The organism is Oscillibacter sp., assembly GCF_032018205.1.
GTDB lineage: Bacteria > Bacillota > Clostridia > Oscillospirales > Oscillospiraceae > Oscillibacter.
Window position 1 is genome coordinate 83,206 of the sequence record NZ_DALZOY010000005.1, and the last position, 13,791, is coordinate 96,996.

At 55.0% G+C, this 13,791-nt stretch carries 11 protein-coding genes; 3 read left to right on the forward strand and 8 right to left on the reverse strand.

Annotated elements, in window-relative coordinates:
* Nucleotides 1–153 precede the first annotated feature (153 nt).
* Complete coding sequence (locus RTU96_RS05585; protein ID WP_312635453.1) at nucleotides 154–1,917, forward strand: GGDEF domain-containing protein; 1,764 nt, start codon at nucleotides 154–156, stop codon at nucleotides 1,915–1,917.
* Between the two features lie 82 nt (nucleotides 1,918–1,999).
* Here the strand turns inward: RTU96_RS05585 and RTU96_RS05590 are convergent, their stop codons facing one another.
* The 4 genes from RTU96_RS05590 to RTU96_RS05605 form a co-directional block, all read right to left on the reverse strand.
* Complete coding sequence (locus RTU96_RS05590) at nucleotides 2,000–2,194, reverse strand: hypothetical protein (protein ID WP_294855098.1); 195 nt, start codon at nucleotides 2,192–2,194, stop codon at nucleotides 2,000–2,002.
* 257 nt (nucleotides 2,195–2,451) lie between these two features.
* Nucleotides 2,452–3,252, reverse strand: a complete 801-nt coding sequence (locus RTU96_RS05595; RefSeq protein ID WP_312635454.1) for an HAD-IIA family hydrolase — start codon at nucleotides 3,250–3,252, stop codon at nucleotides 2,452–2,454.
* Nucleotides 3,253–3,276: 24 nt separating this feature from the next.
* Nucleotides 3,277–5,427 (reverse strand): polyphosphate kinase 1, encoded by a 2,151-nt coding sequence (ppk1, locus tag RTU96_RS05600; protein ID WP_312635455.1) that lies wholly within the window; start codon nucleotides 5,425–5,427, stop codon nucleotides 3,277–3,279.
* Nucleotides 5,409–6,302, reverse strand: coding sequence for a hypothetical protein (locus RTU96_RS05605; protein ID WP_312635456.1), 894 nt, complete (start codon nucleotides 6,300–6,302; stop codon nucleotides 5,409–5,411). Before RTU96_RS05605 ends, ppk1 begins: the two co-directional genes overlap by 19 nt.
* A 517-nt stretch (nucleotides 6,303–6,819) precedes the next feature.
* Here RTU96_RS05605 and RTU96_RS05610 point away from each other — a divergent pair.
* Complete coding sequence (locus RTU96_RS05610; protein WP_312635458.1) at nucleotides 6,820–8,190, forward strand: PhoH family protein; 1,371 nt, start codon at nucleotides 6,820–6,822, stop codon at nucleotides 8,188–8,190.
* Between the two features lie 476 nt (nucleotides 8,191–8,666).
* Nucleotides 8,667–10,604: a methyl-accepting chemotaxis protein gene (locus RTU96_RS05615; protein ID WP_312635460.1), complete on the forward strand. Its 1,938-nt coding sequence runs from the start codon at nucleotides 8,667–8,669 to the stop codon at nucleotides 10,602–10,604.
* Between the two features lie 235 nt (nucleotides 10,605–10,839).
* On the opposite strand, the gene RTU96_RS05620 is transcribed toward RTU96_RS05615, so the two are convergent.
* The 4 genes from RTU96_RS05620 to RTU96_RS05635 all read right to left on the reverse strand — a co-directional run bounded on the left by RTU96_RS05620 (nucleotide 10,840) and on the right by RTU96_RS05635 (nucleotide 13,776).
* The gene (locus RTU96_RS05620) at nucleotides 10,840–11,631 is read right to left on the reverse strand and encodes an alpha/beta hydrolase (RefSeq protein ID WP_312635461.1); all 792 of its coding nucleotides are present in this window, start codon (nucleotides 11,629–11,631) and stop codon (nucleotides 10,840–10,842) included.
* A 38-nt stretch (nucleotides 11,632–11,669) separates the two neighbouring features.
* Nucleotides 11,670–12,077, reverse strand: a complete 408-nt coding sequence (locus RTU96_RS05625; RefSeq protein WP_312635462.1) for an RbsD/FucU family protein — start codon at nucleotides 12,075–12,077, stop codon at nucleotides 11,670–11,672.
* A gap of 14 nt (nucleotides 12,078–12,091) precedes the next feature.
* Nucleotides 12,092–12,703 (reverse strand): SIS domain-containing protein, encoded by a 612-nt coding sequence (locus RTU96_RS05630; RefSeq protein ID WP_312635463.1) that lies wholly within the window; start codon nucleotides 12,701–12,703, stop codon nucleotides 12,092–12,094.
* Between the two features lie 74 nt (nucleotides 12,704–12,777).
* The gene (locus RTU96_RS05635) at nucleotides 12,778–13,776 is read right to left on the reverse strand and encodes a ribokinase (protein WP_312635465.1); all 999 of its coding nucleotides are present in this window, start codon (nucleotides 13,774–13,776) and stop codon (nucleotides 12,778–12,780) included.
* Nucleotides 13,777–13,791: the final 15 nt, after the last annotated feature.

The window sequence follows — 13,791 nt, forward strand, 5'->3', positions numbered from 1 at the left end:
GCCCATTCGGGCGCGCCTTTTTGCATTTTGCATTTCTTTTTTAAAGAGACGTTACACAGTTTTAACGGCACGTCACTTGTACTCCGCCGCCGATTGTAGTAGCCTGTTTGTGCATCCTCGAAAGCGCATGAACGACCGCATGGAGGTGAACTGATGCAAAATTTTGAAACGGTTGGGGACCGGTCGAATTCTGATATTCTTGAGGAAATTCTGAAGGGAGAATACATCAAGCCCGTATACCAGCCCATCGTATCTTTGTCCAACGGGCAGGTTTACGGGTACGAGGCCCTCAGCAGGATTTCCAAGCAAGAGCTTCAGATGAACATCGAGCAGATGTTCCGACTTGCCGACAAAGATGGCAAGGCGTGGGAGCTGGAAAAGCTGTGCAGAGCGCGGGCGCTGGAAAACGCCGCGCGGCTTTCCGCCGACAAAAAGCTGTTTCTCAACGTAAATTCCAACATTCTTTACGACCATCAATTCAGAACCGGTTTTACCAGAGAACACCTGCGGGAATACGGACTGGATGCCAACAGCATTATATTTGAAATCACCGAGCGCGTTGCAGCCCTTGATAGCAGCGCGTTTTTGTGTTCCATTGATCACTACAAAAAGCAGAGCTATGGAATCGCCATCGACGACGTGGGGGCGGGCTATTCGGGGCTGAACAACATCGCCAGCGTAAAGCCCAATCTGATTAAGCTGGACATGAGCCTTGTCCGGGATATCGACAAGGACGAGATCAAGCGGCTGCTGTGCAAGGCTATGGTCGACTTCGGGAAAAGTGCCGGCATTCAATTGATTGCCGAGGGAATCGAGACGGAAGAGGAACTGTCGGTTCTCGTCAAGCTGGGCGTGGATTTGGGACAAGGCTATTTTCTTGGGATTCCGCAGGAGTCCTTTTCCCCGATTGCGCCGGAAAAGGTGGAAACCATCAAGCGATGCCACGCAAAGCAGTACAACGAGAATCTCATAAGCTCCGTCTATCCCATCGTGGGGCATCTGGCAAGGCCCGGCTATATCGTCTCCCCCGACAAAAAGCTTGGAAGCATCTATGAGATGCTGAAGATGAATCTCTCCGTCACGGAGTTTTCTGTGGTGCGGGATGATATGACCATGGGGTTTATGACGCGCACGGACTTGAATGAGCTGCTTGGCGGCAGATATGGCTACGGGCTCCACTCTAAAAAAACGGTTCAGCAGGCAATGAAGCCGGATTTTTCCAGAGTAAACTACGGAATGACCGTCGACGCGGTATCACGGCTTGCCATGCAAAGGCCGTTCGAGCAGTTGTACAATCCCATTGTGGTGGAAAAGGACGGGAAGTATCTGGGGATTGTGACCATTAAAAACCTGCTGGATGCCTGCACCAAGGTGGAGGTAGACATTGCAAGGCATTCCAATCCCCTGACGGGCCTGCCGGGCAATCTGGTCATTGAAAAGGAAATCCAGAGCCGCATTTTTGCGGACGCCCCCTATTGTGTTACTTATTACGACATTGACAATTTCAAGGCATACAACGACGCGTACGGCTTTGAAAACGGGGATAAAATGCTCATGCTTCTTGCAAAAATTTTGAAAACCTGCGCCGCGCAGGGAGAATTTATCGGGCACATCGGGGGCGACGATTTCATTGTCATCTGCGATTACCATGAAGGCGAGGGGTACTGCGAGTCGGTGGTGGAACGCTTTTCCCGGGAAGTGACCTCGCTGTACCGCGATGAGGATATCAGAAACGGCTATATCATTTCAAAGAACAGAAATGGCGTGACGGAAAACTTTCCCATTGCAGGGCTTTCCGTCGCCGGGATTTCAAACCGGGCCAGAAACTATAAAAATATCGGAGATTTTTCACAGGACATTGCCCAGCTAAAAAAGAAATGTAAAAAACAGCCGGGGAATTATATTGAAATTTTGTAAGGAACACGCCGCCTGCATGAAAGACGCGGCAGGCGGCATTGCCCGGCTTTTTGAGAATTTTGTACGATCGGCCCCCTGCGGCTCACCGCATGGGGGCTCTTGCCATCATGGATGCGTATTGGTGAATCGTCTGGGTACGCCGCGGGTCGTGGAGCCGCAGATATTGCTTTTTCGCCTGACGCTGGGCGCTTTGTTTCTCTTGAAAGCTGCGCCAGCGGGCACAGCCCTTGTGGCAGCCCTCCTGATACTCGTGACAACCGGTTTGACATGGCAGCATTTTTCATCGCTCCTATTCTTAATAATAAAAAAATGCCTGAACGGGCCTGCCCGCAAATTGCGCGGCAGTCCATTCAGGCATAGGAAAGAAGCAGGGCGCGCCCGCCCGGAAAATCACAGCATACGGCATCACGGCAGACTCCTTTCCCACGGATAGTACCAGTTTACCTCCGTTTTAAGAAGTATGTCACCGCATTTGTGTAAGGATCAGGTGAAATTATGACGTGCGGAGCGTCTATATTCCGTGAACGCGCATGTTCAAAGGAGGAGGGTCTCCGCGGCAGCGGGAATGTTGCCCACACCGTCCAGAATCAGCCGGGGCCGGTAGGGGAAGTTCAGGCACTCTTCCCGAGTGGTGACGCCGGAGAGAACCAGGACGGTGTCAAGTCCCGATTCGATGCCCGCCACGATGTCGGTGTCCATCCGGTCCCCGATCATGACGGCGTCTTCCGAATGCACGCCCAGAAGCTTCAGCCCTGTGCGCATCATCAGCGGGTTGGGCTTGCCCACATAGTAAGCCTGCTTTCCCGTGGCCAACTCAATGGGCGCCAGCAGCGCCCGGCAGGCCGGGGCAATCCCCGACTCCGTGGGGCCGGTCAGGTCGTAATTGGTGGCGATCAGCTTTGCGCCGCCGTTCACCAGCCGAACGGCTTTTGTAATCATGGCAAGGCCATAGCCCGCCGGTTCCCCCACCACCACGTAATCCGGGTCCACGTCGTTATAGGTAATGCCCGCGTCGTACAGCGCATTCTGAAGCCCGTGGTCCCCCATGACATAGGCACTGCATCCGGGAGCCTGATTGTTCAGGAAATGCGCCGTGGCCAGAGCGCTGGTGTAAAAATGGGACGCGTCTACCGCAAGGCCCATCCGCTCCAGCTTTTGCTGCAGCTCCCGGGGCGTGTTCTGGCCAGAATTGGTTAGGAAAAGGAAGTTCTTTTCCTCCTTTTTCAGCCAGTCGAGAAATTCCTTGACCCCCGGCAGCAGGCGGTTCCCGTGGTAAATCACGCCGTCCATGTCGCAGATAAATCCCTTTTTCTCAAGAAGCTGTTTCAAATCCATACGCCTCACTTTTCTTTTATAGCCCTAATAAAGGCCGCGCAACGCCCTGCGGGCCAGTCCGGTAATTTTCTCCGCCAGAGTAGGCTTTGGGGGAAGGCAGGGGGCCGCGCTGTGAATCGAAGCCTCCATAAATTGGACCTGACTGTCATAGGGAATAGGCTGCTGCCCCCGTTTCCGGCAATACAGCCCGTCCGGCGTCATGAAGCTGGCCTTCGCGGTATCCCTGAGCTGACATGACAAAATCCACAAAAGCTGATCCCTCAGGTCCCTGTCGTGAACGGGGCAGGCAATCTCCACCCGTCGGCTGAGATTGCGGGTCATCAAGTCTGCGGAGGAGAGGTACACCTTTGCCTCCGGGCCCTTTCCAAAGCAATAGATGCGGGCGTGTTCCAGAAAGCGCCCCACGATACTGGTCACATGGATATTTTCGGTTTCCCCGGGAACTCCGGGGAGAATGCAGCAGATCCCCCTGACAATCATCTGCACCTCCACTCCCGCCCGGGAGGCGGCGCGGAGCCGGTCGATGACTTCCCGTTCCGTGACGGAATTGACCTTGATGCAGATGTATCCATTATACCCCAGCGCAATCTGCTCGTCAATGAGGTTGCAAACGGCCGATTTGATTCCGTTGGGGGAGATCAAAAGCTCACGGTAGTCTCCGTTCAGATTATTTACCAGCATATTTCGGAAAAAGGCCGTGGCATCCTCTCCAATGGCGTCGGAAGCGGTCATAATGCTCAGATCGGTATACATGGCGTTGGTCTTTTCGTTGTAATTTCCGGTTCCGATCTGGGTAATATATTGCACCTTCCGTTTTCCCCGCAGGGTAATGAGACAAATCTTGCTGTGACATTTGAAGCCGTCCATCCCATAGATAACCTGACATCCCGCGTCCTCTAACAGTTTGGACCAGGAGACGTTATTGGCCTCGTCAAATCGGGCTCGCAGCTCCATCAGGACAATAATCTCCTTGCCATTTTCGGCGGCGCGGCACAGGGTGTGGGCGATTTTGGAGGAGGACGCCAGCCTGTAAATGGTGATTTTGATAGACAGCACATCAGGATGTTCCGCAGCTTCGCTCAGCAGGCGCAGAAACGGGGTTACAGAGTCATAGGGGAAAAATAAGAGCTTGTCCCCCCACTGCACCTGCTCCATAATGCTTTCCTCCGGGCGGATATCCTCCGGCCACCGGGAGCGGTACGGCTGATAGAGCAAAGCCCCCGCCTTGGAGTCCGGCAGCTCCTTTGCAAGCTCAAATACATACCGCATATTCAGCGGACAGCAATCCACGTAGACCTGCTGCTTTTCTACCTTCACCAGCTTTGTCAGCCGAGTTAGAAAGCCGTCTGATATTTTCTGGCTGATCTCCAGCCGGATTGCCGACAGGCTGCCTCTTTTCTTCAGAAGCTTTGTCACTCGAATGCGAAAATCTTCCTCGCTGTCCTCAAATTTTTCATCGTCGAAGCCAATGTCCGCGTTGCGAGTGACGCTGACAATGCAGGATTCCTCCACCTGGTAAGCGCCGAACAGAGATGAAAGTCTCTGCAAAATCATTGTTTCCGCGCGGATATACCGCAGGACCTCACCTTCCAGCCTGAAAAAGGGAGGCAGAATCTCTGGGATGGGAACCAGTCCCACGGAGGGCTTCCCCTTCTTATCCGTTAAAAGCGCCGCCGCATACAGGGCTTTGTTTACCAGATGGGGCGCCGGGTGACGGCTTCCAATGATAATGGGCGAAATAATGGGTAGAATATTCGACTTGAAATAGGCGTTAACCGTATTTTGCTCCCAGTGCGTGAGCTGAGAAAAGGCGAGATCCGCCACGCCCTGCTGTGCCAAATCCACCATCACCGACGCGTAAAGCTGTTCCTTCAGCTCGATCAGGCCCGGTATGGAGCGATAGATTCCTCCCAATTGCTCCGAGGCGGTCATGCCGCTTTTATTGTCCGCTTCGGAGGGGGAGACGAGGGCGATGTCAAACAGGCTGCCCACCCGGACCATAAAAAACTCGTCCAGATTACCCGAGAAGATGGCAATGAATTTCAGCCGCTCCAAAGGGGGATTGGTGCGATCATCCGCCTCCTCCAGCACCCTCTGGTTAAACCGCAGCCAGCTCAGCTCCCGATTCTGGGTATAGGCGTACTGTCCCGGGTCAATTACAGAATCTTGCGGCACAGATATCCCTCCCGCACTCCGTATTTTCCGATTTCAAGAATTTTGGCGTCAAGCAGATGAAACAGGCTGTGCAGCACCAGAATTCCCGGCACAATCGTGTGAATCCGATCCGGCGACAGCTTTAAAATCAGGTCTATGGCCTGTCTGTCTCCTCGGCACAATATGGCGCACAGCTCATCCAGCTGCTCCGCGCCAATGGCGCGGCAGCCCTCCGGCTGCGCGTACACCGCGCCCGCCAGCTTTAAGACGGCGCGCCCCGTGCCGCCCACGCAGACCAGCGGCAACTGCCGCTCAAAATCGGGCAGACTGCTCCTGTCCAGCTCGGCTTGAATTGTCTCCCGTATTTTCTTCAGGGCATGCCTGCCCGGAAGAATTTTCTTGACACAGCTTCGATACAGGTTCAGCGACCCGATAGGGAGGCTGAGGGAACGGAGGGGACGGTCTTCGTCAAACAGTGTAAGCTCCGTGCTGGCGCCGCCAATATCAAGGACTGCGCCGCGGGAGAGCTGAAATTCCCGCATGGCGCCGGTATAGCCGTACAACGCCTCTTCCTCCCCGCTGATCACCTCCACCTCCCAGCCGGTGCGGTCCCGGATCGCCGAGACGGCCGCTTCGGTATTACTGATATTCCGCAAAGAGGCGGTGGCAAAGATGACCACGTCCCGAATATCCAGAGACGTAAGCATCTTTTTAAATTTCAGCAAACCCCGGCAGGCACATAAAACCCCCTCGTCGGACAGAGTTCCGTTCTCTACATAACCGGCAAGACCGGCCATGCTTTTTTCCCGGAACAGGATTTTGAAGGAGTTGCCCTCCGTTTCATAAACCGTCAAACGCATGGAATTGGAACCAATGTCAATCATGGCTTGTTTCATGTGATCTTCCTCTACTTTTACTTTCTATCTTCCCACGCCGTATAGGAGGCAAATGCCCCCTATGATGGTTTAGTATACCCCGAAAAACGCGGCGCGGAATATCCCGGAGCAGTAAAGCCTGTGTGAAGCGCAGGTAAAGCATAAACGCAGCCCAAAAGGCAGCGCCACAGCGGCCATGAGGCAATTTACCGGCCTGTCAAGGAGATATGAATGCGAATCTGTTTACAGCTTTTACACAAATGTGATAACAGATTTTGCATACGACGGCTATTCTTAATCCAGTACAATAAAAATCTCCGCAGCAATACTCTATTAGGGGTGAGTGCGTGAATGTATCTTTGTCCGTGGCTCGGGTTGGACCCTCTCATAAAAGAGAGATACTTGGAATCGGAGACGCCCATGCAATAGCGGCTTCCAATGGGACAGTGTGCGCAGTTACGCGCCCTGTCCGACTGGGGCCGTTTTTGTCTGCCGCAGCAGATATTTCTTGAATGAATGCAGGAAAGGAATGACGATGATGCCGAAAACCTATGTTTTAGATACGAACGTTTTAATTCAGGCCCCATATGCACTTCAATCCTTTGAGGATAACCATATTGTTTTGCCCATTGCGGTCCTGGAGGAGCTGGATGCCCTGAGGACCAGTGATGGAGAAAAAGGAGCCAACGCGCGGCAGGCAATTCGCTATCTGGAATCGCTTAGGACCGCCGGCAATCTCCTTGAAGGCGTACCTCTGCCGGACGGTGGAACGCTGCGTCTGGAGGTCAATTGTGTTCATGCAAAGCTTCCGGAAGGCTTTCCAGAGCATAAAAGCGACAACCGCATTTTAAAGGTCTGTCAGGCACTGAAAGAAACGCAGGCACCCGTGATTTTGGTCACAAAAGACATTCTTGTACGGATAAAGGCCCAGATGATGGGGATAGAGGCGGAGGACTTTACAACAGAACAGGCCCCCATCGGCGACCAACAGTACACCGGGCGCTGCGAAGCGTATGTCTCCGAAAAGAAGTTTGAATCCTTCAAGAAAAAGCACATTTCTCCCAACGAGCTGTACATGATGGATGAAGCAGGCCAGAAGCGCGCTGTTGATCTCGTACCGAATCAGTTTGTTATCCTCAAGGCAGATCAGTCTGACCGCAAGACTCAGCTGGGGCGGTTTGACGGGCAAAAGATCGTCCCGCTGGCATACGGGAAGAAGAAGCCTTACGGCGTTACGCCGCGAAATGTGGGGCAGCATTTTTTGCAGGAGGCCCTGATGACCGATACAGACAAAGCGCCTTTGGTCATCGTGAAGGGAACGGCGGGAACGGCGAAAACCTTTTACTCCTTGGCAGTTGGCCTGAACGCCGTGATGGAGCTGGAGGAGCCGGCTTACAGAAGAATCCTTATTTGCCGCCCAAATGTCCAGTTCGATGACGATATCGGGTTTTTGCCGGGCGACGAGTCCGAAAAAATCGCGCCCTTGCTGCGCCCCGCCATTGACAATCTGGAGCTGCTGGTTGATCAGAATGAAAAAGAGCGATTTAAGGATGAGCGCAGTCTTTCCGGGAAGGTGGAAGAGCTGTTCGACCGCGGTATTATTATCGCGCAGGCACTCAATTTTATCAGAGGCCGCTCGGTCACCAAGACATATCTGATTATTGATGAAGCGCAGAACTTGACGCCCAAGCAGGCGAAAGGAATCATTACCCGGGCCGGAATCGGCACAAAGGTGATTCTTCTTGGGGATCCGAATCAAATTGACCACCCCCTACTGGACGAACGCACCAACGGACTGAGCTATGCGGCGGAAAAAATGAAGGGCAGTCCCCTCTGCTACCAAATTACATTGTCGGCTGATGAATGTGAACGTTCCGCTTTGGCCATGGATGCAATTAAGAGAATGTAAGGGGACGTCTGTGTTAATGACCCGGCCATCAAAATATGTACATTACAGACAACAGATAAGGAAAAAGTGCCAAGGCGTGCCGTTTTTGATCAGGCACAGGAAAGACGTACAATAGAGAAAAAGCCCCCTGATGTAGAAAATAGAACTACATCAGGGGGCATGATTGTGCGCAAGCAGCCATAATAAATCAGGCCCTCTTGTAATCCCAATATTATTGTAGCAAAAGGCGTTTGACACGTTGCCTTTAATCACAATTCTTGGTGAGCTTTACATGTATTTTGCTTGCACTTTTTGTCGAAATAAGTTAGTATTAGCTATTGTGGGACAAATGATAGATATTGGTACTTTTTTTGCTTTAATCTGTCATTTCTGTATTTCCCAGAAAATTACTAGGGTTGCACTTTATTTTTACAAGGAGCGCAAGCAGAATGCGCATGCGCCAGCCGCCTATCATCAGGCCTGAAAGGAATTACCATATGAAATATCTGAAAAACAAGCTGCTGCTTTACATCTCTTTGCTCTTGGCTTTCACTATACTTTCTTTGACCGCGATTTCTTCTATGCTTTACTACAAAAGCTCCATGGCGCAGGAGGAGGCCACATCTTCCTCGCTGGTGTCCGCATATAGTCAGGGCCTTAATATTGTGATGGAATCTTACCGCAGCGCCATTCAGGCTGAGGCCGCGCGGAGTGAACTGACAGATCCTGAGATTTCCGCGCAGGCGCTCCAGCAATACCTGACGGAGGAGGCCAAGCAGAACGGGTTTAATTATCTGGCCATCGCCGACGCACAGGGAAGCAACACCCACGGGGTCGCATTGGCGGATCAAGCGTTTTTCCAGCAGGCAAAATCCGGTCAGACCTATATCTCCAGCCCCGCTCTCAACAGCGCGCAGGAGCTGGTGCTTTATGTAGCGGCCTCCATTCCCGGCAGCAAGGGGCTTTTGTACGGGGAGTTTCCCTATACGGTGTTTAGCGACGTGCTGGACCAGATCAAAATTGGAGAAAACGGATATGCGTTCGGCATCAATGCCGACGGATTCACGGTGCTGCACCCCGACGTAAACAACATTGCAGATCCGGTGAACTATTTTGAACTGGCCGAAAAGGACCCCAGCTACGCACCTACCGCCGCCATGTTTAAACGTATGATTTCCGGCGAGACGGGAATTGGATACAGCTATTACAACGGCGTGCGCCGCATGGTCGGCTTTACCCCCCTTGACGGGCCGGAAGGCTGGTCCGTTGCCGTGACAAGGCCGTTGACGCAGGTGGAGCAAAACGCGAAAATTACCTTGGCCTTCTGTGTGGGCACAGGTCTTGTGCTGCTTCTCTTGTCCATTATCTTTACCCGTATCTTTTCGCAGATGATTACCCGCCCCATCGTTCTTGCCACCCGGCGGCTGGAGCTGCTGGAGCAGGGCGACCTTCAAACCGAGGTGGAGCCGGTGAAAGGCAAGGACGAGGGCGCCCGCCTGATGACCGCCATACAAAATACCATCCACGGCCTTCAAACGTACATTGGAGATATTTCCAGCATTCTCCACAGTGTTGCGGAAAAGGATTTGACGGTGACCAGCAGCGTGGAGTATTCAGGCGACTTTGTATCCATTCAGTCCGCGCTTGAGAAAATCGTACAGTCCTTAAACGGCACCTTGGAGCAGATTTCCCAGTCCACGGCGCAGGTTCGCTCCGGCGCGGAGCAGGTGGCTCTGAGCGGACAGAACCTTGCGGAGAACTCTTCCGAGCAGGCGTCTGCGGCGGAGCGGGTTGAAAATTCGCTGGAGTTCGTCTCCGAGCAAATACAGGCGACGGCGCACCATTCCGAATCCATGCAGAATATGACCCAGACCGCCTTGCAGGAAACACAGACGGGCCGCGAAAAGATGCAGAAGATGCTGGATGCCATGCAGAGCATTGACGATTTTACCACGAAGATACAAGCCATCATCCATTACATAGACGACATTGCCGCCCAGACAAATATTCTGGCGCTGAACGCCGCCGTGGAGGCCGCCCGCGCGGGGGAATCCGGAAAGGGCTTTTCCGTGGTTGCGGACGAGGTGCGTCAGTTGGCGTCCAAGAGCGCGGAGGCCGCGAAAAACTCTGCCGAGCTGATTGACAGCACGCTGGCTTCCGTGGAAACCGGCAAGCAGACCGCCGAGGGCGCGGCGCTGGCGTTCCAGAGAATTGTGGAGCAGACCAGCAGCGTGGGCGCGCTGGTGGACGAGGTCACCAAATCCTTGGGCAGCCAGTCCCAAAGCGTGTCCGAGCTGAGCGAGGGGGTTCGGCTGATTTCCAATGCGACGCAGGCCAACTCCGCCACAGCGGAGGAAAGCGCCGCCACCAGCGAAGAGCTGCTGGGGCAGATGCAGATGCTGGACGACATGGTGTCGGAATTTAAAACCGTCTGATTACGCGGAGAGCATCCTACTACATTATCAAAAGGAAGCCGGACTGACAGTCCGGCTTCCTTTTTTTCTCCGGCCCGGGCTGCGGCTGCCATCCGCAACGCCATCCACCGTTTGCGGCGGCCTTTGACGAACAGACCGAAAACACTCCCTGCCAATGAAGGCAGGGAGCGTCTTTTGAATGGCAGGATGTGCGGATTGTTCGGAAAACCCGCCGCTTTCCATAGAAAGGCCCGCGTCAGCCTTCCGTCCGACCGAAAAAGATATCCGCCAGCCACCGCTCTGCCAAGGGTAGCCATGTGGCCACATGAGCGTCTGCCAGACGATTTTCTGCCGGACGGGCAACCTCCGAGGTTGCCAGCGACATCCCGTGGGTGCCAAAAGGATAGAGGTGCAGCTCCGCCGGAACGCGGCTGTGCAAAAGCGCCTGAAAAAATAACAGGCTGTTTTGCACCGATACGCTTTCATCCGGCACGGCGTGCCACAAAAAGGCGGGGACGCTCTTTTCATCCACCATCTGCTCCAAAGAAAACTCCGCCCATGCAGAGCGGTCCTCGCCCGCCAGTTGGGTGAAGCTGCCCGGGTGGGCATAGTCTCCGCCCGAAATCACCGGATACCCCAAAATCAGCGCGTCCGGCCTGTGGGAAAGCAAGTCCGTTCCCAGTGAAAACAGAGCCGGGTTGTGCCACTGCACGCCAAGACTGGCGGCAAGATGCCCTCCGGCGGAAAAGCCGCAGACCGCTACTTTTTGAATGGCGGGCAGTCCGGGAATCTCTCCCCCTCGCACCGCTGCGACCGTCCAGGCCAACTGGCGCAGCGGACGCCACCTCAGCGGCGGACGCTCCACCTCATAATGCAGCACAACGGCGTGGTATCCGGCTTCGTTGAAGGCTCGGGCCACAAACGAATCCTCCCACTTTGAGAGAAACGCATATCCGCCGCCGGGGCAGATCACCACTGCGGTCTCCGCCCCCTCTGCGAGATAAACGTCCAGCGACGCATCTGGAAAGGGGCTATTCAGGGTTTGCATCCGGCACATCTCCTCTCATCGGCTCTGCGCCCGGCGTTTTACGCACAGCCCACCGTCAAAAGCACATTGGCAAAGGTTCTTCCCTCTCCGGTGGAAACTGCCACACGCAGGCATTTTTCACCGCAGGCGCTGTAAAATGCCCAGCGGTCCAGTTTTTCTATGGCGGCGGCTGGTAAGAGTCGTTCAAATTCGCCGAAGATCTCCGGTGTAGAACCGTCCTCCGGCTGCATCACTTCCATCTTTTCGAAGTTACATACGGACAACAGGGCCTCCAACACCTGCGTGACGGTGGGGAGGTTGGGAGCAAGACCCAAAAAGACCTTCTCCGCATCCCCGGTTTTAGACGCCAGAGGATAGTTTCCGTCGGCAATCAGCACCTTATCTCCGTGTCCGCAGCGGGACAGGGCATACAAAAGCTCAGGGTGAATCAGCTTCCCGGTCAGCATAAGACCGCCTCCTCTCACTTCTCGCCGTCTCGGAGCTGGCCCAGCTTTCCGCCGGGATGGCAGCGGACGTATTCCTGCACGCCCCAGTTCTGCTCCGCCTGAAGCGCCGCGCTCAAAGCTTGCAGCGTCACCAGCTCCGCCAAAATGGAGTTTCGGGGCGCGCGGTTCATCGGGCCGCCCTCTGCGCCCACGCCGGCATAAAGAAACGTATCGGACTGGCCAGCCAGCCAGCTCTCCGGATTTCCGGATACGCCGATGACTTTGCAGCCGTTGTTTTTAATGGCCAGAACGGTGCTTTTCAGCTCTGCCGTTTCGCCGGAATTGGAAATGGCAATTACCACATCCCCCGCCGCCAGTTGGCCGCAGGAGCCGTGGACCGCTTCGGTTCCGTGGAGAAAATAACACGGGGTTCCGGTGGAGGAAAACAGGGACGCCATATACGCTGCAACGTGTCCCGGCTTCCCGATGCCGGTGACGTGCAGTCTCCCGCCCTCGGCCCGGGACGCGAGAATCAGATCCGCCGCCTGTTCGTAAGTCTCGCCGCTCAGCTTCTCCACAAATGCGGGAAGTTCCTCCCGGACGGAGGACAAAAACGCCGCCGCTGCCTGCTTGCTCTCATGTTTCATAGCTGTTTCCTTTCTACATGGAAAGCATATTCGTCAGCAGCCGGGCTGCTGACGAAAGCTTTTGTTTGTATCGCTTATCGCAGAGCGTCCAGCTCTGCCAGATCTACTTCGCGGTACTCCCGCTCCCGCAGCAGAGCCTGCACTTCCTCCATGGTGGGGAGAGACGGCATGGCCCCCATTCGTGAAACGGTGATGGCGGCGGCATGGCCGGCAAAAGCCAGCGCCTGCGCCCGCGGCAGTCCCGCGGCATAAGCCGTGCAAAACGACGCAACAAAAGAGTCCCCCGCAGCGGTGGGGTCTTTCACCTGCGGCATTCTCACGCAGGGGGTGTAGTCAATGCCACCGGGACCTGCCGCCGAGGAACCGTTCTCCCCCAGCGTAATAATCACGTTTTCCACGCCTCGGCTCCGCAGGGCCGCCGACACGGCCTCCACGTCGTCCTTGCTGACGCCGCTCTCGTCCGCCCGCAGGGGAAGGCCCGCGATGGCCGCAGCCTCATGCTCGTTGGGAGAGAGATAGGTGACGCAGCGCAGCAATTCCTCCGGCAGCGCCGCCGCCGGAGCGGGGTTCAGCATCACGGGAACCCCCGCCGCTTTGGCATACTTCGCCACGGCCACGTTGACCTCCATGGGAATCTCCAGTTGGAGCATAACCATGTCAAAACGCCCGATTTCATCTTTCAGCCACGCCACCTGCTCCACGGTGGTGGAATAGTTGGCGCCGGGTACTACGGTGATGCGGTTTTGCGTTCCCCGCTCCGTGACCTCCAAAAGAATGTGCCCCACGCCGGAGGATTTGTCGGGGTCCTTTTGAACATGGCTTACGTCCACGCCTGCCCGCGCCGCAGTCTCCAGCATCTCTTTTCCGAAAGCGTCGTCGCCCACCTGTCCCGCCATCACAACCTCCGCGCCCAGCCGGGCGCACTGAACGGCCTGATTTGCGCCCTTGCCGCCGGGCGCGGTGCGGAAATCGGTGCCGATGACGGTCTCACCGGAGGCGGGGGCTTTGGGCGCGGACGCGATCAAATCCATCATAAAGCTGCCGACCACCAAGATTTTTGGTCTTTTCAGCATAGAATTGCTCCTCTC